Raw genomic sequence first — 25264 nt, 5'->3', positions numbered from 1 at the left:
CCGGGGGGCATGCACAAGGCACAGGGTTTGGCGGGCGTGCTTGCGCTCGCCGGGGTGCTCTCCGGTTGCGGCGGGGCCGGCGAGCCGTGGCCGAAGCGGCCGCTCTTGAACGAGATGACGAAGGATCGTGCTGCGGAAGGCGCGCCCAAGGCGGCGGCGCCCGCGGCCGATGCGACGCGTGGCACGATCCTCGGGCCCGAGAAGAGCGCCATCACGTACGAGCGCTTGGTGAAGATGCCGGAGCCCGGATGGAACATCCCCCGCATGGCCATGCCCTCGCCTGACGGCAAGCTCGTCACGTACCTCGCGAGCGAGTCGGGGGACATGACCATGTCGCTCTTCGCGTTTGATCTCTCGACGCGCACGTCGAAGGTGCTCCTTCGCGCCTCGGATCTCCCGGGCAGCTCGAAGCCGCTCTCGCGCGAGGAGGAGCTCCGACGCGAGCGCCAGCGGCAGCGGGCGATGGGGATCGTCGCGTACCAGTGGGCCGAGAAAGCGCCCGTCATGCTCTTGCCTTCGTCGGGGGACGTCTTCGTGCGGAAGGCGGAGGGCGCGATCACGCGCCTCACGGAGACGAAGGAGCCCGAGCTCGACCCGCAGATCTGCGCCTCGGGCGAGCGGGTCGCGTTTGTTCGATCGGATGACGTGTGGGTCGTGGACGTCGCGACGCGCAAGGAGACGAGGCTCACGACGGGCGGACCCGCGGGGACGACGCGCGGGCAGAGTGATTTCCTCGGACAGGAGGAGCTCGACGAGCCGCACGGGTTTTTCTGGTCCCCGGGCTGCGACAAGATTGCGTATCTCGAGGTGGACGAGCGCGAGGTCCCCGAGCATCCGGTGCTCGGGTATCGCGGCGAGAAGCCGGACCTCATGATGCAGAAGTACCCTGCGGTGGGTGACAAGAACCCCAAGGTCCGCGCGGGGATCGTCGATCTCAAGACGAAGAAGACGACCTGGTTGAAATGGCCCGCCGAGGCCGAGCGCTACATGGTCCGTTTCCACTGGGCGCCCGACGGCAATTCCCTTTATTTGCAGACGCTCGATCGCCTCCAGAAGCGTCGCGCGCTCGTGCGCGTGGACGCGAAGAGCGGCGAGACGAAGGAGCTCTTTTCGGAGACCTCGGCCACGTGGCTCGATCCGGCCTCGTTCAAGCCGCTCGACGATTCCAAGCGGTTTTTGTGGACGCGCGACATCGGAGGGCACATCCACCTTGAGCTCCGGGACATTGCCACGGGTGCGCCGATCAAGCAGCTCACCTCGGGCGACTGGGACGTGCAGCTCCTCGGCCGCGTCGACGAGGCGGGCGGGCGTGTCTTTTACATCGCGGATGGCAAGGAAGCGCCGCTCGACCGGCAGCTTTATTCGGTGAAGCTCGACGGCAGCGAGACGAAGCGCTGGACCGAAGAGCCCGGCGTGCATTATGCGGGCGTCGATCGGACGGCGAAGATCGTCACGGACATCCATTCGGCGAAGGATCGCGCGCCGAAGGTCGTCATTCGCGAGCTCGGCGGCGCCGTGATCGGCGATCTCACGCTGCCGATGGATGCCGATTTCGCCTCGCTCGGCGTGCGCTCGCCGGAGATCGTGACGGTGGACGGCCCCGGCGGCGTGAAGCTTTATGGCTCGCTCCTCCCGCCGCGCGTGATCGAGCCCGGCAAGAAGTATCCGGTCCTCGTGATGGTGTATGGCGGTCCGGGCGTGCAGACGGTCCTCAACATGTGGTCGCCGTCCCTCCTGTGGCAGCACCTCGCGGATCGGGGCTTCGTCGTGTTCCAGCTCGACAACCGCGGCACCTCGGGGCGGGGCCCGGCGTTCGAGGCGCCGCTCTACAAGAACGTGGGCCACGTCGAGCTCGAGGACCAGATCGCCGGCCTCGACGCCATCGCCAAGCGCTCGTACGTCGACGCGAGCCGCGTCGGCATCTTTGGCCACAGCTATGGCGGGTACATGGCGGCGCTCGCGCTGCTCAAGGCGCCCGATCGGTTCCACGTGGGCGTCGCCGGTTCGCTCGTGACGGACTTCCGGCTCTACGACAGCGCATACACCGAGCGGTACCTCGGCAGCCCCAAGGAGGACGCGAAGGCCTACGAAGCGGCGGACCTGACGAAGCTCGCCGGAAACCTCCGCGGCAAGCTCTTCCTCCTGCACGCGCTCATGGATGAGAACGTGCATTTCCAGAACACCGCGGAGCTCATCGACGCGCTCGTCGCGGCGAACAAACGCTTCGATCTGCTGGTGTTCCCCGGCGAGCGCCATGGCTACCGGGCGCCGGCCGCGCGCCTCTACGCGACCCAGCGGTCGATCGAATACTTCGCGGAGAACCTGCGGTAGGCGTCCGCAGGGCAGGGGGGCTCCGCTCGGGTGAGCTGGGCTGAGCCCCATCGAGCCCCTTGCTCTAGGTCGGGACGTCGTCTAGAGTGCCGCCGCGCGGTGCCCAAGAGCGGGCAGCGCCCCGGGGAGTCGCACAGTCCGGTAGTGCACGAGCTTTGGGTGCTCGTCGTCGTGGGTTCAAATCCCACCTCCCCGACCCACCTGCCTCAATACGACTGCATCTTGTCGCAATACAGGTTCGTGCCCGGATCCACGCCGAGCATCTGCGTGTATCGCTGGTAAAACCCGACGCGGTCCTCCACCTTGGCGTTTGTCGGCTGGTTGCACTCGAGCCCGCCGTTGATGATGTTGATCGTCATCCCGAACCCGGGCACCCGGCCGAGCATTTGATCCTGCGACGACGGCGTCCACTTCCCCGTCATCACGTCATGGCAGGACGGCTTCGGTGATTGCGGCGTCATCCAGAACCACCCGCCCGTCCGGAAGGCCACCGTGCCATTCGACGTCACCAGATCCGGATCCGTCAGGAGCGGCAGCCCGAGCGCGGCGCCCGCTTGCCCGTAGTTGTAGTTCCACGAGAGCTGGATGGGCCCGCGCCCGTGATACGTCTTCCCCGGCGTGCAAGGCCATTGCTGATTCGTCGCGTCGCAATACCCCGTGCAGCCCCCATTCTCGCAGCCGACCTCCTGCGTGAAATAGAGGCCCCACGCATAGGGGCCGTCCGGGGCCGCGGGCCAGCCACCCGTGGTCTCGTGCGAGATGTTCGCGAGGAACGCGGCCGCCTCGCGCTTCCGGTCGTCCAGGCTGCCCTCGTTGCAGAACGCCGGGAACGTCTCCGCCGCGGCGACGAGCGATTCATATGCGTAGAGCGCGTTCCGGTGCAGGAACATCGCGTCGTAGACCTCTTTCGAGACGACCGCCGCGAATCCATTGCCACCGCCGCCCCCGCTGCCGCCCATTCCTCCAGCGCCGCCCATTCCTCCAGCGCCGCCCATTCCTCCAGCGCCGCCCATTCCTCCAGCGCCGCCCATTCCTCCAGCGCCACCGCTACCGCCTGCGCCACCGCTACCGCCTGCGCCACCGGTCCCGCCACCGATACCGCCCGCGCCGCCGCTTCCGCCACTGCCGCCCGCGCCTCCCTCACCGTCACCACAAGCTACGCCGAGCAGGGCCATTGCCACGAACAAGCTCATCCACCGCGTCTTCATGGCCCGGCATCGTCACCCGGTGCGCCCTCGAAATCCACACCGGTGGCCCGGCGGCTCGCGCCTCAAAACGCGCCGCGCTGCTCCACGAGCCACGCCCGCGCCGCGCGCTCGTCCTTCACGCACACGGGCATCGGCTTTCCGAGCGCTCGCCCTCGCAGAAACCAGCCCGCCGTCGTCGCGAGCTTCGCCACGAGCTGTTGCTGGAACGTCCCCCCGAACACCACGAGCCCTGCATACGCGGGCGGCAACTGCCGCATCGCCGCGAGACGCCTCGCCTCGGGCGTCACGCGCCCCACGCCTGCCACGTCGAGCAGCAGGTACGCGCGCCCCGTCGACGTCGCAAAGCGCTCGAACACATCCAGAATACGCGCGACGTCCGCGTCACTCAGGTCCCCCGTGAATCGCACGAGCACGATGTCAGGCGGCTCCAGGGCGAGCTGATGCGTACCGACCGTCAAGGTCTCGCGATCCGCGCTCACCGGCGTCTGGAGAGTCATCGCCGCCGCCCCGTCGATATCTCTCCGCGCTCGTAGGCTGACCCTCACCGAGGGTCAAGTTTGTATGGAACGAACGTACGCGACCGTCGCGTGCGGGACCCGCCCGCACGTCCAGGTCACAAAGGGCCCCGACCTTCCAGGGCCCGTCCCCCGCTCAGCCTTGACCGTCCTGGGACGTAATTTCCACGCCCGGGCCGAGGAAGACGACGGCAAGGGCCAGTCCCACGAACTTCAGAACTTGGTGAACGCGCTCGCGCATCATGGCCGCCTCCATGTCAAGTCGAAGGACTGATTGTTACAGGACGGTGACACACGTGCAAGTTTCTTTTAGCGCGCCTTGACTTTTTCCTTGCCAGGGATACGCGCCGCGTCAGGGCTGGACGTATCCGATGCGCATCCTCTTCGTCGCCCCGAACATCACGCTCCCCGGCACCAACGGCGGCTCCACACACGTCACCGAGGTCGTCCGTGCCTTGCGCCGCCGTCACGAGGTCCAGGTCCTGGCCAAGGTCGGCTCCCACGGCGAGGGCGTCGCGGGCGTTGGGCTCGGCCACGGCGGCCCCGCGCGGTACGTCATCCCCTTTCTCCACTTCCCCGCGGCGTATCCCATCGCCCGTCGCTTCCGGCCGGACGCCATCTACGAGCGGTTCAGCGCCCAGGGCCTCGGCATCTTCCTCGGCCGCGCGCTCGGCGTGCCGGTGGTCAGCATGATCCTCGACACCAAGGCCACCCTCTTCACCCTCGAGGGCGCCGACCGGCTCATCTCCACCGCGCCCCACCTCGTCGCGCAGCGATATCACCCCAAGCTCGTCGAGGTCTCCTGGGGCGCCAATATCGAGACATTCCATCCGGGCGTCTCGGGCGCCGCGATCCGGCGCCGCCTCGGGATTGCCGACGACGAGATCGTCGCGGGTTATACCGGCGCATTTTATCACTGGCACGGCCTCGATATCCTCGTCGCCGCCGCCGCGGAGCTCGATCGGGACCCCTCCGCCCCGAAGATCCGTTACCTCCTCGTCGGAGACGGCGAGATGCGCCGCGACATCGAGGCGCGGATCCAGGCCGCGGGGTTGTCCCACCGCTTCCTCCTGACGGGCCGCGTCCCCTACGAGGAGGTCCCCGCCCATATCGCCGCCAGCGATTTCTGCGTCGCGGCGTATGATCCCGATCGGCACGAGGAGCTACGCCACCACGGGATGTTCATGGATCCCCTCAAGGTGTTCGAGTACCTCGCGGTGGGCAAGGCGGCGATCACGTTCGAAAGCCCGAACATGCGGCGGCTCTTCAAGGACGGCGAGCATGCCCTGCTCGTCCCGCCGGGCCAGGCCGCGCCCCTCACCGCGGCGATCCGGCGCGCCGCCACCGACGCCGCCTTGCGTGAGCGTCTCGGGCAGGCAGGGCGCGCGCTCGTGGAGCGCAAGCACTCCTGGCAGGCCCACGGCGAGCAGCTCGGCGCGCTCTTCGAAGAAGTGGTCGAAGAGCGCCGCCGCCGCGGTTAGTCAGGCCCCGCTCGCGCCTTCCGGCCGGACCTCAGGGGCCTTTGCGGCCTTGCGACGGCGCTCCAGCCACACGAGGAACGCCGGCAGGATCAGCACCGCGGAGAGCAGGCAGGCGATCTCCCCGACCGCCGCCGCCAGCCCGAAGCTCGCGATCCCCTTGTTGATGGAGAACATTAGCGCGAAATACCCGATGCACGTGGTCATCGAGCAGAGCACGAGCGCGCCGCCCGTCTCCGTGAAGACCCGATCGAGCCGTTCGCCGCCCTCCGAGAGATATCGCTGCATCAGGTTGTGCGAATACTCGGCGCCGATTCCGAACGTGATCGGCAGGACGATGAAGTTCAAGAAATTGAGCTTGATGCCGCGCAGGTGCAAGAACCCGAGCAGCATCGACACGCCGAAGAGCCACGGCACGAACACGCCGAGCGACCGCGCGCTGCCGCGGAACGCGATCAGGATGATCACCACGACTCCGATCGCCGCGAGCCCCACCGCCTTCGGCGCGTCCTCCACCACCGCCTGGATCATGTCCGCGTAAATCACCGCGCGGCCCGATCCCTTGATCACGTCGCCCGTCGGCAGCGTCGTCGCCCGGAAGCTATCGGCCCAGCGGATGAGGTAATGCGCGTCCCACACGCTCTGGCCTTGCTTCGGCACGATGTACACGATCCGCCCGCGCGTCCCGTCCTTCTCCGTGAACGGCCGCGCCACGGTCTCGGGCAGATCCGCGATCGCGATCGACTTCAATGCCTCCGCGGGCACGTACGGCGCGATCTCGGCCCAGTCCGCGTCCGAGATCAGATTCCGCTTCCGCGCCTTCTGCACGATGCGCCGGATGTCCTCGATGAGCGGCAGTTTTTCCGCCTGCTCCTTCGGGATCAACGAGTGGATCGTCACCACCTTTTCAAACGGCTTCGCGTCCGCGGGCGCCGCTTCGAGCCGCTTTTGCAGCTCCGTTTCGAGCAGCGGGACCTGCTCCAGGTGGTCCGTCATGACCGCCATTCCGTCCTGCGACATCCGGCCGACGATGTGCCCCACGCGCACCGACAGCGACAGCGCCGCGCTCTTGTCGCGCCGCTCGCTGCGGATGTTGCGCATGTCGTACTCGATCGGGTCCTTCGTCAAATATTGATACGTGAGCCCCACCGAGATGAGCCCGATCACGACGCCGATCGCCCCGAGCGTGCGCGGCGCGGCCTGCGCGAGCTTCGCGAAGAGCACGCCATAATAGCCGCGCGCCTTCGTCTTCTCCTTTCCGGGGAAATACACCGGGCGAACACGCTCCGTCGCCGCCAGCAGCGCCGGCGTGAAGAGGTACGTCGCGAGCCAGCAGAGCAGCATCCCGTAGGCGCCGATGACCCCGAAGTGCTTGAAGCCCCGGAAATCCGTCAGCATCAGCGAGCCGTACGCCAGCATCGTCGTCGCCGAGCCCGAGAGCGTCGGCAGCCACGTGTCCTTGTGCGCCGCCTCGATCGCCCCCTCGACGTCGGCATCGTCGTCCCGGCGCGCTTCCAGGTATCGCGCCATGTACATGATGCCGTAATTGATGCCATTGCCGGCGATGATCGTGACCAGAAAGCCCGTCGAGCTGTTCAGGTATCCGATCGTGAAATACGTCAGGCCGAACGTCCACACGAGCCCCACGAGCAGGCTGCCCGCCATCACGAGCACCGTCCGCACCCGCAGAAAGAACAGGAGCACCGGCACGAGCACGCCGAGCACGCCGCCCACGCCGACCTCCCCGAGGTCCTGCACGATCGCGTCGTACTCCTCGCCGCTGATGACGAGATCCCCTGTGTAACCGACCTCCATCGTCGGATCGATCTTCTTCGGCCCGATCTCCTCGACGATCTGCTCGATCTTTCGCCGGAGCTCCTCGCGGTCCGCCTTCTTCGACAGGCTCGTGCGCGCGATGACGGCGGCGAACTTGCCGTCGGCGCTCATGTAATACCCGTTCGGGTGTGGGCCTCGATCGATCTCCGCCTGGCTCTTCGGTAAGGCCTTTGCCTCGCCCCCCTTTTTCCCCGTCAGCCGCTCCTTGAGCGACGCTGCCGTGATCGGCGGCGGCGGATCCGACTCGTCGAGCAGGACGCCCGTCTCCTTCTGGACCTCGTACTCGTACCGCGCGACGACCTCGTCCCGCGCCTTCTGAAGGTCTGCGAGCTCCGCGAAGAGCAGCTTGTTCTCGTCGAAGAACTTCTTCGTCTCCCGCGAGCTCCAGTCGACCTGCTCGACCCACGGCGGCCCGAGCGCCTGGAGCTTCGGCGCGAGCGCGTCCACGAATGCCCGGAGCGCAGCCTCGTTTTTCCCGTCCGCGATCTCGGCCGTGACCGTCAGCGTGGTGATGCCCGAGAGCCGCGCCGACACCCGGCGCATCTCGATCACGCTGTCCTTGTTGTCGGGCAATAACTCCGAGAAATCGGGCCGAAAGCCGATCTTCGTCGCGAAGAAGCCCGCGGGCAGCAGCGAAAGCAGGCCCAGGAGAAGGACCAGAAAAGGCCGGCGCGCCTGAAATCGACCCAGGACACGGAAAGGCCGGGGGGAGCTACGTTCGTGCATTGGAAAAGCGCGTCCTGGCGCGGGATCCAGGGCCGCCGGACGCGGCAGGATAGTGCACGCCCGAGAGAGGCCCTGCAAGCCCGCGCGCCGGAAAGCTCCGGATGAGAATGTGCTCGCCGCTACCTAGCCTACGCACCCTCTCGCGAGGCGTGAACCACGTTCACACCGTGAAGGCGTGCGGCAACGGTTTCTTTCTCTCGTCCTTCATGCCAAATGGGGCCTCGCTCGCGCCTCCCCCGGCGCGCGCGCGACCTCACCTCCTTTGCGTTCCAAGCGATGACCATCCGCCTCAGCGACGTGATCAAATCTCCCGACGTGGAGGACCCCGTGAACCTCCACGTCCACCGGCCGCTCCAGCTCCTGCTCGCGCGGCCGCTCGTGAAGACCTCCATCACGCCGAACCAGATCACGTTCCTGTCCCTCTGCGCGGGCCTCGGCGCCGCCGCCTGCATCGTCGAGGGAAGCCTCTACGTGCGACTCGCGGGCGCGCTCCTCCTCTTCGCGTCGGCCATCCTCGACGGCGTCGACGGCATGATCGCGCGGCTGAAAAAGACCTCGTCCGAGACGGGCCATGCGATCGACGGCGCCTCCGACTACGCGGTCAACGTCGCCACGACCCTCGCGGCCGTCTACCACCTCGGACAGACCTCGGGCAGGCCGCTCCTCGCGGCCGCGCTCGGCCTCGGCACGCACATCGCATGGGCGCACCACCTCATGCTCTACGATTTCCACTGCGCCCTCTATCTGCGCTTCTACTCGGGCGGCAAGCACCAGGGCGGCGATCGCGAACGCGCGCAGAAGACGCTGGAAAAGGTGCGGCAGGGCGGCTCGCTCTTCCAGCGCGTGCTCATGACGGTCTTCGTCTGGCAGCTAGGCAACCGGCAATCCTTGCTCGCCAAGGTCAGCCCCCTCGGCGTGCGCCTCTCGGAGCGCCCGGCCGACGACACGTTCGGCAAGACGTACGTCGCGACGCACCGCGCGCCGATGCGGTTATGGGCGATCTGCGGCAACGCCCCGCACATGGACCTGATGGTCCTCGCCATCGCGCTGGATCGTTTCGAGGTTTATTTCGTGCTTCGCATCGTGGTCTTCACGATCCTCGCGATCGTCGCGATCGTATGGGAGCGCCGCGTCCTCGCGGCCCACGTGGAGCCTGGCGAGGTCCTTTCGTGACGACCGCGCTCCCGGCCCAGGAGGAGAACCCCGCGCCTTCGGAGGCGACACTCGCGCGGGCGAAGGTGCACCGCGCCGTCGCGTTCGTCGCGCTCTTCACGGCGATCTTCTACATCCCCTCGCTCCGCTGCGGCTTCTTCGCGGACGACTGGCTGCACCGGCTCGCGCTCGATCAGTTCCCGGACATCTTTCGCGAGCACCTGAACCTCTTTGGCCTCATCCGTTCGAACGAGGAAGTCGCCGCGTTCAAGAAATTCGGCCTGGCGCCCTGGTGGACCGATCCGGACATGCGGATCAACTTCTGGCGCCCGATCCCGTCGATCACGCACTGGCTCGAGTACCAGCTCTTCGGCCACAGCGCGATCGCCGCGCACCTCATCAACATCGGGTTTTACACGGCCACCGTCTTCCTCGTCCATCGCCTCCTCGCGCGGTATCTCTCGCCCTCCCGCTGGCCGCTCGTCTTTGCGGTCGCGGTCTTCGCGCTCGACGACGCGCACGCGCTGAACATCGTGTGGAGCGCGAACCGCAACGAGACCGTGGGCGCGATCTTCGTCCTCGCCTCGCTCCTCTCGTTCATCCGGTACCGCGAGGGAGCCGGCCGCGCCTTCGCGGGGTTGTCGCTCCTCTCGTATGCCTGCGCCCTGCTCTCGAAAGAGTCGGGCCTCGTGCTCCCGCTCTTCGTGCTCGCGCACGTCGTGGTCTTCCCCGAGCGGCCCGGACAACCCTTTTTCGCGCGCATTCGCCCGCACCTCGGCATGCTGGCCGCATTTTTCCTGGTCAGCGTGGCGTTCCTCGCCCTGTACTTCGTGGTGCTCGGGCACGGCGCGAACTCGGTGTATTACATCAACCCGCTGAAGAACCCTGGCCTGTGGGCCGAGCATTTCTTCCGGTCCGGGTTTTTCCACGCCGTGATCCTCGCGACGGGCGTGCCTCTGCACGTGCTCTCCAGCACGCCCGTGCGTGATTATCCGCTCGCGGCGCTCGCGCTCGGCGCGGTCACGGTGGGCTTCTGGGCGCTCGCGTGGCGCTGGTTGCGGAACGACAGGCCGCTCCGCTTCTTCGTGCTCACGATGGTGGCGGGGCAGGTCATCGTGACGACGAGCTTCCCCGACCCGCGCAACCTCTTCCTGCCCTCGATTGGCTTCGCCTACATGGTCGCGCGGGTCCTCGAAGAGGCGGTCGCCCGGTTCCCGAAGGGCCGTTCGTATCGCGCCGTCGCCGGCACGCTCGTGTTCTTGCACCTCGTGCTCGCGCCCGTGCTCTGCCAGGTGTGCATCTACATCGTCGCCACGTTCGAGGGCCGCTACCGGGTGATCGCGGACTCGCTCGCGAAGTCGATCGATTACCAGCGCCTCCCCGAGGACAAGCTCGAGGTCTACTTCCTGAACTGGCACCAGCGCGAGATGACCGCGCTCTACGGCCTCTACCTCCGCCGCGTGCTCCCGACGGGCGTGACCGATTACAAGCCGATCACGCACAACCCGAACATCTCCTACGTCGACAAGCTCTACCAGGGCCTCGGCGGCGAGCGCATCCATTACTACTCGCTCTCCTACGTCGTGGGCGAGGTCGACGTGGAGGTCCTGTCGGAGTACGAGATCGCCGTCCGCCCGAAGAAGGGCCATTTCTTCCCGACGCTCTTCGAGCAGCTCTACACGACGGGCAAGCCGTGGCGGGCGGGGCAGGTCTTCGAGCCGGGCACGCACCGCGCGACGATCGAGGAGGTCTCGCCGGAGGGGGAGGTCTCGAAGGTGCGCTTCACCTTCCCGGAGCCGCTGAGCTCACCGCGGTATCGCTTCATGAAATGGGACGGCGAGCGATTCGTGCCGGTCTCGTTCGTGGCGGTCGCGGGGCGGGGCGATTGACGTTCACTCTGAGCGATTCTGCGCAGCTAAAAGCCAGGAGGCATATCCATGACGACTGATTTGCAGGTCAAGAAGTTCACCTACGTATTCACCTGGTTCGACCAGGATGGCGATGGGTGGCTCACCCGGGACGACTTCCAGAAGATGGCCGAGCTGTTCACCGCCCTGGCGGACGAGAAGGATCTGAAGAACAGGACGGCGATGCAGAAGGGCTTCATGAACTGGTGGGGCGTCCTGCTGGGGGCCACGGAGGGCAACGCGGGAGAGAAGATCGGGCTGCCGGAGTTCATCCGCATCATGAACGCCAATGTCATCGCCCCGGAGAATTTCGAGAATGCGGTGCTCGGCCTCGTCGACGGGTTGATTGGAGCCCTCGACCGTGACGGTGACGGTAGTCTTTCGTTCGAAGAGTACGTGCGGATGTACGACGCGCTGGGCGTCCCTCCGGTGACCTCCACCGAGGCGTTCAAGCGGCTCGACCGGGATGGCAGCGGAAAGATCAGTTATGCCGAGTTCCGGCAGGCCATCGTCGAGTATTATCTGAGCGCGGACCCGAACGCCCCCGGGAACTGGCTGCTCGGCCCGATGGCCGTGTTCCAGTAGAACGTCCCCCGCGACGACGGAGGAGGTGTCGCCCGGCGGCGGGGCGGGCGTCACCCTGATTCTGTGGAGCACCCTCTCAGCAGCGGGAAGGGATCCGCGTAATCGAAGCACTCCCCCGTTTGAGCATCCCGGTAGATCCAGTCGTTCCCTTTCTTTTCGACGTGCGCGTTGCGTACGAACGCCGTCACGTGGTCGTACCGGAACGAAATGCCACCGAAGTTGATGCCGAACCAGAGTTCCAGGCTGCCGCTTTGGGATCGACGACTTGCCTTGATGGATTGCACCACGACCGCGCGAGGATTCTCACGGGTCTCGTAGGACTCTTGAAACTTGCGGTTGACGGCGAGATCGCCCGCTTCCCTCGTGTAGCCACGGACGCCCGTGAAGAGGAAGCCCACGAAAGCGCGCTGCGCCCCTTCGTCCGGTGGGAAGTCACACACCAACGTAAACCTCTTGGGATCGTGCTCGAAGCGGAACGCTATCAAGAGGGACTCGGCCAGGACCGTAAACGCTTCTTGTGCGGTCGCCAGGGTTCTCATGTTCGTGGCTTTCACGGGGCGAAGTGAAGGAGGAGTAGCGCCGTTTGCGCCGGCCGAGGAGGCCGATCGCGGCGAAGCGCGCGAACGAGGCCGCGTTTGTTGCCGGCTCCGGCTCCGACGGCGGAGCCGTTTCCGCAGCCCCTCGGATCGGTCACCTGATTTCCGCCGGAGCTAGCGCCGCCGCTGCCGCCCGCGTCACCGCTTCCGCCACCGCTCCCGCTTGCCGCTCCCGTTCCCGCGTCGCTTCGTCTTGTCTCTGGATCGTGGTCGGTGGCTTGGCGCTCGTGCGGACTACCTCCTTCGAATGAGCCGAGCGCTCAAGGCGTGGGGCACGTCGCCAAGCATTGCGACAGTATTTGGCACGCGTTGCTTCCCTGCATGTGAATGCATGCGGATTGGAAATCGCTGCTCGCAACACACGCGCCCCCGTCGCGCAGCGTTCCCTTGAGGCAAGCGGCGCACGTGTCCGTCTCGGGGCCTTGGCCGCCGCAGTACCTGCTCTTGCTGCACGCGGATTCACACGGCATGCCCGCACCGCAGGCGCAGGCCTGGAAGAAGGGCACGGCATAGGTGCTCCCGCTCGAACCCGCGCAGCAATCGGCGCAGGCGGCAGCCGAGCCCTCGAGGTGGCAAGCCTGCGATTTGCCCTGCTCGGTGCAATCGCTGCACGTCGTGTGATCGGGGCAGCTGGCCTTGACGACGTGATGAACGCATACCCCGCCCACGCAGCCGGCGGGGAAGAAATCGGTCGTGAAGGTGCCGAGGTCCTCCACGCAGTCGCCATCGAGCATGGCCGTGCAATCGGCGTCCGCGGTGCAGGTGACGGACGATTGGCAAATCTCGGTTTTGGGGTTCGTGAGGTCCAGCCCGCCGCAAGACGGGCAGCCGAGCCCGCCGCAATCTTCGGTGTTCGTGGGGGCCGGGGCCGGGTCGCCGCTGCAGCCGAAGAGGGCGAGAATCGAGGCGTGGACGAGGAAGGCGTGGATAAGGAAGGTATGGACGCGCATCCCGAGAGTGTACTTGCCACGCCGAGGAGATGGCAAGGATCCGTAGCAACCGCGGCTGCCGCGCCTGGCAATATCACCCTCCGCGCGCGGTCCGGCCAAGATCAGGGACCGCGTTATGGATGATTCGAATCCACTTCTGTAATGTGCAGGGTGGCCGACTCGTGGTTCTCTCGGTGGATGGAGCCGACCCATATATCGTATCGGCCTTGCGGAGCGTTCGAGAAATCGATCGTCGGACTCCGCGTGTCGTACGAGTCGTCGCGGCAGTACCAGTTGCCGTTTGGGTCGGAGATGAGCAGCGTGGTGTCTTGGCTCGACGTCACGTAGAAGCGCAGCAAGCCCGTGACACCCTCGCGATGGATGCGGTAGTCAGGCGAATCCTCCACCCAGCCATTGCAAGTGGCGCGGTACGCGTTCACGTCGTTGGACCCACTCGAACGAACAGCCACGACAAATGGGTCAGGCGAGAAACCCGCCCGAAGCGTGGTCTCGCCATATCGTGCGGGCAAGTTCGCGTCGATCGTAGCGAACGCGCTGGTCGCTACCGCTATCGCGGCAAGACCGGCACCGAAACGAGCCAGGGATGACTTTCTCCCAACCCTCTTGGAGGACCCCCTCGACCCTCCCCAACGACAGTCCCATCCCCCCGAAAAACGCTCTCGTCCCTTTTCGAGAACAGCGCCATCCCTCTTCAAGACGCTCTCGCCCCTCTCGGAGGACGCTCTCGTCCCTCCCTTGGGACGGTGACGATCCTCTCCGAGACCCTCCCGACCGCCCTTGGAGACCCCTCGTCCCTTCCGGGACAGGGGTCTTATCCACCCTGAGGACACGTGCGACCCTCTTGCAGGAGGGTATCGTCCTTCCCCGGAGGGACGGTTCTTCCTCCCCGAGACCCCTGCGCCCCTTCCGGAGGGGGGTCTCCTCCCCCTCGAAGACGCTCCCAACCCTCTTGCAGGAGGGTCTTACCCTCCCGGAAGACACTCGCATCTGTCTCTGGAGACGGTCTCACCCCTCCCGGAGACGGTCTCACCCCACCCGGCGAACGGCCCTGCGACGATCCCAGCCGCGTCCGAGGCGTGATACCGTCCACGCGGCCCCATGACCGACAAGAAGACCTGGTCCCTCACCGATCCCCCCGAGGAGCCGCAGGCGCGGGGCGACGCGACGCCGCTCCTCGTGCCCAAGCCGGTCGACCCCGTGGGCGGTGGGGACGAGACCACGGGCGCAACGACGAGCGAAGGCGGGGACCGTGGATCGCCCGAGCCCTTCCATCGGGAGCCCGTCGTCATGGGCAACCCCAAGGGCTCGCGATATTCGGCGGGCCCGAGCCAGGGGCCCATTCTCATGGGCAACCCCAAGGGCTCGCGCTACACGACGGGCCCGAGCCTCTTGGGACAGGACGAAGACGTCCTCGAACATAGCCGCCGCCGCCGGAAGGTCTTGGCCCTGGTCCTGTTCGGGCTCGCGCTCGCGGCCGTCGCCGCCTTCGTCTGGATGCGGCGCGGCTGAGGCATGGCGCGCGAGGTCTTTGATCTCTCCTTCTCGAACGGATTCGCGCGCACCCTGCACGAGCGCGCGCTCGGCGATATCGAGCAGGATTACCCGTGGCAGAGCCTCGAACCCTCGCGGTACCCGCCGCTGCTCCTCGCGCGGGCACGGGTCGGCTGGACCGAAAATGCGTTCAACGAATTCTGCACCGCCGCGGCCATGGGCCAAATGCTCCAGGCCCTCGTGCAGGCGCGCGCGCCGCTCGACCTCATCGGCATGGCGAGCCGCTTCGCGATCGACGAGGTCCTCCACATCGAGCTCTGCGCGCGGATGGCCATGCGGCTCGGCGGCGGCGCGCCCATCCATTACGATCCCGAGGACATCGTCTTCGCCCTCGACCCGTCGCTCACCCCGCTCGAACGGTCCAATGAGCTCGTCGTGCGCCTCTGCTGCGTGGGCGAGGCGTTGAGCTTCCCGCTGCTCTCGGGCGCGATGCGGAGCGCGTCGCATCCGCTCAGCCGCTCCATCCTGGAGACGATCGTGCGGGACGAGGCGCACCACGGCAAATTCGGGTTCCTCTACCTCGACTGGATCCGCGCGGAGCTCCGCCCCGCCGAGCGGGATCGCCTCGGGAAAGCGGCGCGGCAGACGCTCGACGCCTATCGTTCGTTATGGGAGCGCGGCCCGAGCCACGTCGTCGCGGGCGTGACCAGCGAGGGGTTTCTCCTGGAACACGTACGCGAGCTCGGGTGGATGGAGGCGTCGGCGTATGCGGAGCTCGCGCGCGTCACGATCGAAGAATCGGTCCGCGCTCCGCTCGCGCGGGCCGGGATCATGCTCTGATTCCGAGGTTCAGCCCTCGTCGCTCGCCCGGATCCCGAGCCGCGCCGCGAGCCTCTGCAAAAACCGCCGGCTCACCCCTGCGAGCTCTGCCGCCCGCGTCACGTTCCCGCCCGTCTTCTTCAACATCGCCCGCAGGTACACCTCCTCGAACCGCTCGGTCCACGCCTGCCGCGCGTCCTTCAGCGGCAGGTGCAGCGGCACGAGGTCGTCGAGCTCGGCGTGTGGCCGCTCCACCGCAGCCGGGGGCGCGGAGGGTGGGCCATGGGGCGAGACGAACCCGAGCGAGACGCTCCGCTCGATGAAGTTCCGAAGCTCCCGCACGTTGCCCGGGAAGCTGCGCGCGGCGAGGACGCGCAAGAAATCCGGCGGCAAGGCGCCTGCGCCCGGGGAGAGTTTGTCGTAGAAATGCTGCGCCAGGATCGGCACGTCCTCCGGGCGCTCGCGCAAGGACGGGAGGGAAACCTCCACGACGGCCAGCCGATAATAAAGATCCTCGCGAAACGTCCCCTCGTTCACGCGCCGCGCGAGGTCCCGGTTCGTCGCGGCCACAATCCGCACGTCGACGCGCTTCGCCGTATTGCCGCCGACGCGTCGCACCGTGCGCGTCTCGATCGCCCGGAGCAGCTTCGCCTGGAGCGCGAGCGGCATCTCCCCGATCTCGTCGAGGAAAAGCGTCCCGCCGTCGGCCTCCTCGAACACGCCCCGCCGATCCGAGGTCGCGCCGCTGAACGCGCCGCGCATGTGCCCGAAGAGCTCGCTTTCGAAGAGCGCCTCCGGAATGGCGCCGCAATCGATCGGCACGTACGGCCCTGCATTGCGCCGTGACATCACGTGCACCGAACGCGCGACCACGTCCTTGCCCGTGCCCGTCTCGCCCGTCACGAGCAGCGTCGTATCCATCGGCGCGACCCGCTCGAGCACCGCATAAAGCTGCCGCATGGGCAAACTCGCGCCGACCAGCTCGCCGAACGAGGACCGCGACGAGACTTCGACGAACGCAGGCGCGTCCCCCACGTCGACCCGGATCGACGTCGCTCCCACGCGCAGCACCGTGCCCGCGGGCACGTCCGCGTCGCGCATCCGCGCCCCGCCGACGTACGTGCCATTCGTGCTGCCGTGATCCTTCAGGGTCATCGTCCCCGCGCGGACGCGGAGCTCGCAATGCATGCGCGACACCGTGGGATCCGTGAGCACGAGATCACAGTTGGCCGCCGTCCCGATGCGCGAGAGCGAGGTCTGCACGGTGACGCGTTTGCCCCGGTCCTTGCCCTCGACGACGACGAGGTCGACCGACGGAAGCCGTAGCCCCGTCGCCGGCGCAGGGACACGCGTCGTGGCGCCTTGCTCGAAATCGTCGAAATCACTCATGCGTGTCTCACTTTGCGTAAGGGTTCGGCGGGAGGCGGCTTTTTGGTTTGGCGGTTGCGGTCGTTGTGGGTTTGGGGCGAGCGGAGGCGGGAGCGGGAGCGGGAGCGGAAGCGGAAGCGGGAGCGGGAGCGGGAGCGGGAGCGGGAGCGGGAGCGGGAGCGGGAGCGGGAGCGGAAGCGGAGGCGGGAGCGGGAGCGGAGGCGGGAGCGGAAGCGGAGGCGGGAGCGGAGGCGGTAGCGGAAGCGGTAGCGGAGGCGGTAGCGGAAGCGGTAGCGGAGGCGGTAGCGGAAGCGGTCACGGAAGCGGTCTCCGTTTCTTCCGGGTCCTTCCTGCCAAACATGAAAAAACCTGCACCCACGGCCACCGCCACCACCACGGCCGCAATTCCCACCCCCACCACGCGCCTCGTCCCCTTCGTGGGCGTCGCCGTCTCCGGCGCCGGCAACGCGTGGGTCGTTGCATTCACGACGACCGCCTCGTTCTGCGCCACGCGAGCGTCCGGAATCGACGCCGCCGATGCGCGCACCGCGGGCAAACCGAGCTCCGAAAGCCGCGCGCGGACCTCCTTTCGCCGCTCGGCCAGCGTGTCGCCCACCGTCTCCCGCACGACGCGCGACACCTCCGCCGCGCTCGCGAAACACCCCGCGCGCCGTGCCGCTTCTTCGAGGGCCGCGCCAAACGCGTCCGCGCTTTGAAAGCGCGCCGCCGGATCCTTTTCGAGCGCCCGCCCCACCACCTCGTCGAGCGCATCCCCGAGCTCCGGCACCACCGTGCTGAGCAGCGGCGCCTCCTCTCGCAATGCACGATCGAGCGCCTGTCCCTCGTTCGCGCCCTTGAACAGGCGCTTGCCCACGAGCGCCTCCCATACCACCACGCCCATCGCGAACACGTCCACCCGGCCGTCCGGACGCTCGCCCCGAATGTACTCGGGCGCCATGTACCCGACCTTTCCCTTGAGCGTGCCTACGGTCGTCGGCGCGCGGGCATCGTCTTCTGCTTTCGCCACGCCGAAATCCGTGATCTTCGAGACCCCGTCGAGGCCCACGAGGATGTTTTGCGGCGACACGTCACGATGCACGAGCCCGAGCGGTCTTCCCTCGTCGTCGGTGAGCGCGTGCGCCGCCGCGAGGCCCGCGCATGCTTCGGCCCCGATGCGCACGACCACGGCCGGCGAGAGCCTCCGACCGGCGCGCCCCGCGGCGGCCATGAGCTGGCCGAGCGACGCGCCCTCGACGTAGTCCATGACGAGCTGGATCGACGCGCCCGCGAGGTCGACGTCGCGCACGTCGACCACGTTCGCGTGGTGGATCCGCGCGGCGATTTGCGCCTCCCGGACGAGCGCCTCGCGGAAGCCGGGGTCTTCGAGCAGGTGTTCGTGGGGCCGCTTGAGCGCCACGAGCTGCTGAAAACCGAGGGGCCCGCGCAGCACGCCGACGTACACCGTCGCCATGCCGCCGGAGGCGATCTTCACGAGCGGCTCGTACCGAGGCGAGCCGGCGAATGCAGCAGACGGGACAACGCTCACGGCAGGGACACGGAGACCTTGGCGACGCCGCCGCCGAGCAGAGGTTCAAAGGACAATCGTGCCGCGGCAGGCGCGTCGCGGCGGCCGAGGGAAAGGACGCCGAGCGTGATCGTGGCGGCGCCGAGGGCGGCCGTCACCCCGACGAGCACGTTCGTTCGCAATTGCGCGCCTTCTCCGTCGCTCGCGAGCCCGCGGCAATCGCTCGGGGCCGCGGACCCGGGACACCCGCGCGCCACGAAGTCGTCGTGGAGGCCCTTGGTTTGCAGGCTCGACGCCGTGAGCACCGCCCCGGAGACCGCCGTCGCGCCGAGGCCCACGAAGAACCACACAGGCGAAAGGCCGCTCGATCGCTCCGCGGCCTTCGTCGCATCGGGCGGGTTTTTCGGTGTGGCCGTGACGGCCGCGCCGGCGGGGACGTCGGTGCGGATCTCCTCGCGCGTTTTGCCTTGCTCGATCACCACCACGTGCGGGCCCGCGCGCACGAGGCGCTCTTCGTTCGCCTCGAAAGACGCGCCGTTGACGGAGACACGACACGGCCCCGGACAAACCACACGGAGCTTCCCCACGCGGGCGCCGAAGCGCGCGCGTGCCGTGCGGACGAGCTCGGCGACGCTTGTTTCCTCGCTCCGCGCCGACGCGCGCTCTGCGAGCTCCATTCCGAGCACCGGCTCGTCTCCCTCGATCGCGGCCCGCAGCGCCGATGCGAGCGCCACGGGGTTCGGCAGGAGCGCGTCGGCGCGGGCGAGTTCACGCGCCGCCGTCGCCATGTCCCCGCGCTCATAGGCGGCCGCGCCGCGGTCGTAGGCCGCCTTCGCCTCGGTCGCGGCGGGATCCGGCTCCGCGGCCCGGCTTGGGGCCACGCAGAGGAGCACGAGCGCGGCGGCGAGGGCAAAGGTCATCCGGCCGTGCGAGCGAGCGCGTCGCATGAGGGCCCGAGCCTACCACAAGACCCCTGCCCGAAGATCGTCCCGGAGAAACGTTTGCCGTGGCAACGCCCCGGCTTCGCCCTTGGCGGCTCTGCGCCTCTCTTGGTAGCCTGCCCGTTCGTGTCCCCCGTCCCTCGTATAACGCGCTGCGCGATTTTCCTTGGCGCCACGGTTTCGGCGTTCTCGACGAGCTGCGTATACGACTGGGAGGTCGGCGCGCCTGTTTTGGCGGACGCAGGCGCCGGGGCCGGCGGTGCGGGCGGCGGCGGCGCGGGCGGCGGCGGCGCCGATTGCGCGGCGTTGCAAGTCGATCTCGACGCCACGCGGATCGCGGCGAAGTCGTGTGTCCTCGGCGCCTCGGGCCAGTGCGCGGAGAAGGTCACGGACGAATGCGGTTGCAACTCGTACGTGAAGACCGGCGGGAGCGCCGAGGCGCAGGGCTTCGCCGCGGCGATCGAGGCGTTCCAGGCGGCCAGCTGCACGCCGTCGTGCCCGGGGAGCTGCTCTGTGATCGTCTCGGGGATGTGCCTCCTCGTGGGCGGACAAGGGCCGTACTGCACGCCTTGACGTCGTTCTTCCTGTAAAACGATTCGTCCCACGACAAAAAGAATCTCCCCCTAGGCGCGGATCTCCGGGCCGTGAGCACATCCTGGGTCGATGTGGTAGACGGTGCGTTGGAGGGGAGGTGCGTATGCTTGGCATTCGCAAGGGGACGGCTCTGCTCGCTGCGGCCGTCATGGTGGCTTCGTGTGGGGACGCGGAATGGTTTTCCCTGACGGACCTCGACGTCCCAGACGAGGCGCCCTCCGGCGTTTCGGCCGAGGCGCTCGAGATCGGCTGCAGGTCGTCGACGACGCTGGGGGCGCTCGCCGTTTGTCTCCGGGATACGATGCCCATTCTGAACTCCGAGGGATACGTCGCACCGTCCGCGGTGGCCCTCGGCGAGATTCGCACCGCGGTGTCCCGCATGCTGAACGGGCATTGTGATTTCGCGCTCGGCGCGAACATCGCCCCGGTGATGGAGCTCCGGCCGTTCACGGACGCCGACAACGGCAAGCGGTATTGCGTGCTGCTCGAAAGGGTCGACGCGAACGGGGACGGCCGCGTGGATCGAGGCTGGGGCACGTTCATCGTCGACCCGTCCGCCTCGCGCGAGATCTCGCACCAGGCGCCGCACCCGCTCGCGGACCTCGACACCGAGATCGAGGCCATCGAGATCTTCAAACGGACGGACTCCAGGAGCTTTCTCCTGTGCGGCGCGCATCGGAATGCGAACGCGGCCAGCGCCTGCGACAGCGGGTACCGCAAGGCCGACTGCGCGCACGATACGGGCGGCATGTTTTTCGCGGCCTCGCGTGAGATCGCCGCGTTTTACGGCACCCGCTCGCATACGCAGATCCAGTGGCACGGAATGGGGGCCGACACCTGCGAAGGCGTCACGGCCTACATCTCACCTGGGCTCGCGAGCGCGCCCGCGCAGAACGCACCCGTGCGCAGGCTCGACGCCGAGGCCGAGGCGGCGAACCCGGCCTGGAGGGTCACGTTGCCCGGCAGCGGGACGTGCGGCCTGAATGCCACCGACAACGTCGAGGGGCGCCATTTGAATGGCATTGCTGCCGAGAGAGCCTGTTCGCTCGAGCCGACGACCACGACCGGCACGTTCGTCCACGTCGAGCAGAAGCGCGAGGCGCGCAACGCGAGCCTCTGGATCACCCCCGTGACCCGGACGTTCCCGATCCCGAACCCGACGCCGCCGACCGCGCTCACGGCGAGTACGCTTCCGGGGCGTGTCAACCTGTCCTGGGTCGCCTCGAACGGCGCGAGCCGCTACGAGGTCCGGCGCAGCACGACGAGCGGCGGTCCCTACGCGGTCGTGGCGACCGTCAACACCACGAGCTGGACCGATACGAACGTCGTCACACCCCTGCGGTATTTTTACGTGGTCGCCGCGGCGAATTCTCTCGGCACGAGCGCGCCTTCGAACCAGGTCGTGGCCCGCGCGCGTTGATTCCCGAGGGGGACGCCTCGCGTCCCCTCTCGGCTAGAGGAAGGCGCGAGGGGGCGACCCTCGCGCCTTCCGCGGATATTCAGGGAGCGCCCCTCGCCCCTCGTTGCTCCCTCCTTCAGGTGCTCCGAAAGCCCCTTTCGTGCCCGTGACCGCGCTCGGGAGGCGTGGCAGGTGGGCTGCCTGATGGCAGCCCATCCACATGCATCAATCAAAGGTGCACAGATTCTTAACGCACGAATCTACCAGCTTGTGGTAGAGTGGTTTATTTGAATCATAGTACCCTTCGGCGGTCTCTATACAACGATCGATGTTGGGATGACAGCCAGCCGCGAGTTCCATTGTGGACTCATCGACCTCCTCTTCTTCTGGACCGACGTCCACCTCGGTAACGCAGCCCAGGCAACACACGGCCCAAAGTGCGAGGGCCATTGACGCGACAGATCGAGCGCTCATGTGAGGTTCTCCTTCTGGACGGGTACGGTGGCCGATCGTGTCGCATTGCAACCTTCGTCGTCCACTTTTCGGCACGTGATCGCCGCCAGGCTCGGGGGCGCCCAGCACCGTCGCCGCGCTGCGCCTGCGTCACGCGTGACGCCCCCCGGCGCCGGGATCCGGTGCGACGCGCGTGACGCGCTTCAGGGTCATTTCCCGCGAATTTGCGAGGAAACCGCGGCGCTGCGTCGTGGCATGCCGCCTGCTCATGGGTCCTCTCCGAACACCTCGGAAACCCAGGAGAAGGAACCATGACGCGCTCGATGACCCGCTCTGCCCTCGCCCTCGCCCTCGTCACCCTCGGCGCCGGTTGCCTCACGCCCGCGGACGACGGCGAATCGCTCGCCGATTCCGTGGCGACCGACGCCTCGAACCTCACGGCCGTGACCGGCTTCGGCTCGAACCCGGGCAACCTCAAGATGTACACGTATTCTCCCGCGGGCGTGGGCGCGGACGCGCCGCTCGTGGTCGTGATGCACGGCTGTACACAATCGGCGCTCGATTACGTCAAGGCAGGCTGGAACAGCCTCGCCGACACGTGGAAGTTCCACGTAATCTACCCCGAGCAGCAAACGGCGAACAGCATCACGCGGTGTTTCAACTGGTACGAGCTCGGCGACATCCAGCGTGATCAGGGCGAGGCGCTCTCGATCAAGCAGATGGTCGACTGGATGAAGGGCCAGGTCTCCATCGACGACGACCGCGTCTTCGCGACGGGTCTGTCGGCGGGCGCGGCCATGACGGCGGTCATGATCGCGACGTACCCCGACGTCTTCTCGGGCGGCGCGATCCTCGGCGGCATTCCGTACCGCTGCGCCGTGGGCCAGGCGGATCTCACGAAATGCATGGGCGGCGTCGATCGCACGGCGACGGTCCTCGGCGACGTCGTGCGGAACGCGGTGCCCGGGTACGCCGGTCCGAGGCCGAAGGTCTCGATCTGGCACGGCACGAGCGACACGATCGTGAAGCCGCTCAACGCGACCGAGCTCGTCGAGCAATGGACGAACGTGCACGGCGCCGACGCGACGGCCGACGCGACGTGGACGATCGACGGCGCGACGCGGAAGGAGTATCGCGACGCGAACGGGGAGACCATCGTGGAATCCTGGTCGATCCCGAACATGGGCCACGGGGCCCCGGTCGACCCCGGATTCGCCGCGGCGGGCGGCTGCGGGACCGCGGGCGCGTACATTCTCGACGTCAATCTCTGCTCGGCATACCGCATCGGGCAATTCTTCGGCCTCGACCAGGGCGTGCCTGGGGACGGAAGTGGCGGGGCCGGCGGGACCGGCGGCACGGGCGGCGCGGGTGGGACCGGCGGCACGGGTGGGACCGGCGGCACGGGCGGGACCGGCGGTACCGGCGGCAGTGGCGGAAGCGGCGGAAGTGGCGGCAGCGGTGGCAGCCCCACCCCGGTCTGCGAGGAATTCTACGAGGGAAACTATTACCACGTGCAGAAGGGGCGCGCGGTGGTGTGCGGCGCATTCAATAGTTATGCGTGCGCCGTCGGCTCGAATCAGAATCTCGGCCTGAACAACGTCCTGCCGACCTGGATCCGCAAGACCGGCCCGAATTATTACGAAGCCGGCAAGTGCCCCTGAGCCTCGCCGCCCTCGTGCTCCTCGGGGTGACGAGCCGCGCTGCAAAGCGTACACTCTCGTCCTCCGAGGAACGAAGGCATGACCTACCGCGATGAAAGAGACGCCCTCCGCGGGCGGATCCAGGGCCTCGAGCAGGATCTCCAGGACGCCCGGATATCCCAGCAGTCGGCCGAAGAGAAACGCGCGCGGATCGAGCAGATCGAAGGCCGCATGCGCGAGGCGGAGCAGGATCTGCAAGCCCTTCGGAGCGAGCTCGCCTCGCTCCGGGGCGCGCCGCCGCAGCCGAAAAAGAGCTCCCTCGGGGCGCCCCTCCTCCTCGTCGGCACGGTCCTGCTCGCGATCACCGGCAGCGTCGTGCTCCTCGTCGCCAAGGATGAGCCGCCGCCGCCCCCGCACGAGCCCGTCGTGTCCCCCGCCGTCGCCACCGCGCCCGTCCCCGTCGTGGAGCCGCCTCGCCCCGAGACGTCCCCCGCGCCTGCGTCTGCGCGTCAGGTGGCCGCGCGCTGGGAGGGCAAGGTCACCCGCGCGAATGGATTGCCGCTCGCGCCGGGCGCCTCCTGTGTCGTGAATTCGACCCTCGAAGGAAACGGCGACACGGGCCGCGTCGTGGATCTCGCGGTGACGTGCGGCGGGCGCCCCGTGTATGACTCGAAGGACAAGCTCGAAGGAATGAGCATGAACGGATACGGCCTCGGCGAGGAGGGAGGCAAGGCCCTGGGGACGTTCAGGTATGCCGTACGCTACAGCGATACGGGCGCGCGCTCGGGGCCTCGCACGCAGGTTTCGCTCGACTCCACGCAGGGCCAGGGCGCCGTGTGGAGTGACGTCGTCCCGATCTTCCGCGTCGAGTTCCAGCTCCCGCCGCTCAGCGTGCCGGTGCGCGGCGAGCGCCTGCTTTCACCCGCGCCCGCGCCGGACGCTTCCGCGAAGCCGTGAAGCCTCCCCGCGCGCGGGAGCTCGTCAGAATGGATAGAGGACCGAGTACAGCCGAAACTCCGCGATCCCGTCGCCGGCGACGGTCGGCTCCACGGAATCGGCGAGGCTGAAGCGCATCTCCCCGTTCAAGGCGATCCAGTTCCTGGGCCGCCAGGCGAGCCCGAACCCGAGGCCGCCCTGGAAGAGCACGTTCCGTTTCTGGTTCTCCTCCGAGATGTTCACGCCGAGCGTCACCAGCGTCAGGTAGGGCTGGAGGCGTTTGTTCTCGCGATAAAAAATGAAGGTGTTGAAGAGGACCGGGATATCCTTGCGATCGATGTCGAAGTAGCTGTTGTAGCCGACTTCGAGCTCGAGCTCGAGATACCCTCCGTACACACGGAGCCCGCCCCCGCCGCCGATTCCGAATTCATTGCGGTTGACGATCCAGAGCGATGAGAACCGCCCGGACATGCCGAATTCCGGCCCGGATCCGCCGATCGGCGGGGGGCCACTCTTCCCGGGCGTGGTAGGCGTCACCGGCGGCGTATAGACCGGCGGCGGCGGCGGAGGCGGCGGAGGCGGCGTATAGACCGGCGGCGGAGGCGGCGTATAGACCGGCGGCGGAGGCGGCGTATAGACCGGCGGCGGAGGCGGCGTATAGACCGGCGGAGGCGGAGGCGGGGGCGGCGGAGGCGGAGGCTTCATCCCCGTGCCCATCGGCCCCGTTGCGTACACGTCGGGCACCGAAATCATCTGGCTCGTCGCCGCGACCGAAACGACGATCAGCGCGGGCAGGAGGCGCACGCAGAATCCG

The 25264-nt window shown here is 67.7% G+C and carries 21 protein-coding genes and 1 tRNA gene; 12 read left to right on the top strand and 10 right to left on the bottom strand.

Annotated features, from left to right (window positions below):
* Positions 1-9: 9 nt before the first annotated feature.
* Together POL67_RS38035 and POL67_RS38030 are read left to right on the top strand one after the other, a co-directional pair.
* Positions 10-2331, top strand: coding sequence for a S9 family peptidase (locus POL67_RS38035; protein ID WP_271925559.1), 2322 nt, complete (start codon positions 10-12; stop codon positions 2329-2331).
* A gap of 122 nt (positions 2332-2453) precedes the next feature.
* Positions 2454-2527 (top strand) — tRNA-Pro (locus POL67_RS38030).
* 10 nt (positions 2528-2537) lie between these two features.
* On the opposite strand, the gene POL67_RS38025 is transcribed toward POL67_RS38030, so the two are convergent.
* A complete protein-coding gene (locus tag POL67_RS38025; protein ID WP_271925558.1) occupies positions 2538-3539 on the bottom strand; it encodes a glycoside hydrolase family 19 protein in 1002 nt (333 codons plus the stop codon).
* A gap of 62 nt (positions 3540-3601) precedes the next feature.
* Positions 3602-4036, bottom strand: coding sequence for a SpoIIAA family protein (locus POL67_RS38020; RefSeq protein ID WP_271925557.1), 435 nt, complete (start codon positions 4034-4036; stop codon positions 3602-3604).
* Positions 4037-4425: 389 nt separating this feature from the next.
* Here POL67_RS38020 and POL67_RS38015 point away from each other — a divergent pair, with 389 nt between their 5' ends.
* Positions 4426-5535 (top strand): glycosyltransferase family 4 protein, encoded by a 1110-nt coding sequence (locus POL67_RS38015; protein ID WP_271925556.1) that lies wholly within the window; start codon positions 4426-4428, stop codon positions 5533-5535.
* On the opposite strand, the gene POL67_RS38010 is transcribed toward POL67_RS38015, so the two are convergent.
* Positions 5536-8094 (bottom strand): efflux RND transporter permease subunit, encoded by a 2559-nt coding sequence (locus tag POL67_RS38010; RefSeq protein WP_271925555.1) that lies wholly within the window; start codon positions 8092-8094, stop codon positions 5536-5538.
* A 276-nt stretch (positions 8095-8370) separates the two neighbouring features.
* Between POL67_RS38010 and POL67_RS38005 the strand changes: the two genes are divergently transcribed.
* Genes POL67_RS38005 through POL67_RS37995 form a run of 3 tightly spaced genes read left to right on the top strand, consistent with a single transcriptional unit; the run spans position 8371 to position 11738 of the window.
* A complete protein-coding gene (locus POL67_RS38005) occupies positions 8371-9267 on the top strand; it encodes a CDP-alcohol phosphatidyltransferase family protein (protein ID WP_271925554.1) in 897 nt (298 codons plus the stop codon).
* Positions 9264-11135 carry an ArnT family glycosyltransferase gene (locus POL67_RS38000; RefSeq protein WP_271925552.1) on the top strand — a complete coding sequence of 624 codons (1872 nt, stop codon included), beginning with the start codon at positions 9264-9266 and terminating at the stop codon, positions 11133-11135. The genes POL67_RS38005 and POL67_RS38000 overlap by 4 nt, the downstream gene beginning before the upstream one ends.
* 48 nt (positions 11136-11183) lie before the next feature.
* Positions 11184-11738: an EF-hand domain-containing protein gene (locus POL67_RS37995; protein ID WP_271925551.1), complete on the top strand. Its 555-nt coding sequence runs from the start codon at positions 11184-11186 to the stop codon at positions 11736-11738.
* Between the two features lie 50 nt (positions 11739-11788).
* Here POL67_RS37995 and POL67_RS37990 read toward each other — a convergent pair whose 3' ends face one another.
* From POL67_RS37990 to POL67_RS37980, 3 genes are all read right to left on the bottom strand, one after another.
* Positions 11789-12292: a hypothetical protein gene (locus tag POL67_RS37990; RefSeq protein ID WP_271925550.1), complete on the bottom strand. Its 504-nt coding sequence runs from the start codon at positions 12290-12292 to the stop codon at positions 11789-11791.
* A 302-nt stretch (positions 12293-12594) separates the two neighbouring features.
* The gene (locus POL67_RS37985; protein ID WP_271925549.1) at positions 12595-13284 is read right to left on the bottom strand and encodes a hypothetical protein; all 690 of its coding nucleotides are present in this window, start codon (positions 13282-13284) and stop codon (positions 12595-12597) included.
* 113 nt (positions 13285-13397) lie between these two features.
* A complete protein-coding gene (locus tag POL67_RS37980) occupies positions 13398-13703 on the bottom strand; it encodes a hypothetical protein (RefSeq protein WP_271925547.1) in 306 nt (101 codons plus the stop codon).
* A 679-nt stretch (positions 13704-14382) separates the two neighbouring features.
* On the opposite strand from POL67_RS37980, the gene POL67_RS37975 reads away from it, so the two are divergent.
* Entirely contained in the window at positions 14383-14793 is a 411-nt protein-coding gene (locus tag POL67_RS37975; RefSeq protein WP_271925546.1) for a hypothetical protein, read from the top strand.
* A 3-nt stretch (positions 14794-14796) separates the two neighbouring features.
* Positions 14797-15615, top strand: coding sequence for a ferritin-like domain-containing protein (locus tag POL67_RS37970; protein ID WP_271925545.1), 819 nt, complete (start codon positions 14797-14799; stop codon positions 15613-15615).
* Positions 15616-15624: 9 nt separating this feature from the next.
* Here the strand turns inward: POL67_RS37970 and POL67_RS37965 are convergent, their stop codons facing one another.
* From POL67_RS37965 to POL67_RS37955, 3 genes are read right to left on the bottom strand one after another with little or no spacing between them, the layout of a single operon-like run.
* On the bottom strand, positions 15625-16983 hold the full coding sequence (locus POL67_RS37965) for a sigma 54-interacting transcriptional regulator (RefSeq protein ID WP_271925544.1): 1359 nt from the start codon (positions 16981-16983) through the stop codon (positions 15625-15627).
* Between the two features lie 7 nt (positions 16984-16990).
* Positions 16991-18454, bottom strand: coding sequence for a serine/threonine-protein kinase (locus POL67_RS37960; protein ID WP_271925543.1), 1464 nt, complete (start codon positions 18452-18454; stop codon positions 16991-16993).
* A 50-nt stretch (positions 18455-18504) separates the two neighbouring features.
* Entirely contained in the window at positions 18505-19434 is a 930-nt protein-coding gene (locus POL67_RS37955) for a hypothetical protein (protein WP_271925542.1), read from the bottom strand.
* A gap of 120 nt (positions 19435-19554) precedes the next feature.
* On the opposite strand from POL67_RS37955, the gene POL67_RS37950 reads away from it, so the two are divergent.
* The 4 genes from POL67_RS37950 (at position 19555) to POL67_RS37935 (ending at position 24471) form a co-directional block, all read left to right on the top strand.
* On the top strand, positions 19555-20001 hold the full coding sequence (locus POL67_RS37950) for a hypothetical protein (RefSeq protein WP_271925541.1): 447 nt from the start codon (positions 19555-19557) through the stop codon (positions 19999-20001).
* Between the two features lie 124 nt (positions 20002-20125).
* Complete coding sequence (locus tag POL67_RS37945) at positions 20126-21442, top strand: fibronectin type III domain-containing protein (protein ID WP_271925540.1); 1317 nt, start codon at positions 20126-20128, stop codon at positions 21440-21442.
* Between the two features lie 743 nt (positions 21443-22185).
* Positions 22186-23535 (top strand): extracellular catalytic domain type 1 short-chain-length polyhydroxyalkanoate depolymerase, encoded by a 1350-nt coding sequence (locus POL67_RS37940; RefSeq protein WP_271925539.1) that lies wholly within the window; start codon positions 22186-22188, stop codon positions 23533-23535.
* Between the two features lie 78 nt (positions 23536-23613).
* A complete protein-coding gene (locus tag POL67_RS37935) occupies positions 23614-24471 on the top strand; it encodes a hypothetical protein (protein ID WP_271925537.1) in 858 nt (285 codons plus the stop codon).
* A 24-nt stretch (positions 24472-24495) separates the two neighbouring features.
* Here POL67_RS37935 and POL67_RS37930 read toward each other — a convergent pair whose 3' ends face one another.
* On the bottom strand, positions 24496-25254 hold the full coding sequence (locus POL67_RS37930; RefSeq protein WP_271925535.1) for a hypothetical protein: 759 nt from the start codon (positions 25252-25254) through the stop codon (positions 24496-24498).
* Positions 25255-25264 lie beyond the last annotated feature (10 nt).

Source organism: Polyangium mundeleinium, from assembly GCF_028369105.1.
In the GTDB taxonomy this organism is placed as follows: Bacteria; Myxococcota_A; Polyangia; order Polyangiales; family Polyangiaceae; genus Polyangium; species Polyangium mundeleinium.
Note: the sequence above shows the minus strand (reverse complement) of the source record. Positions and strands in the feature narration are given on the sequence as shown.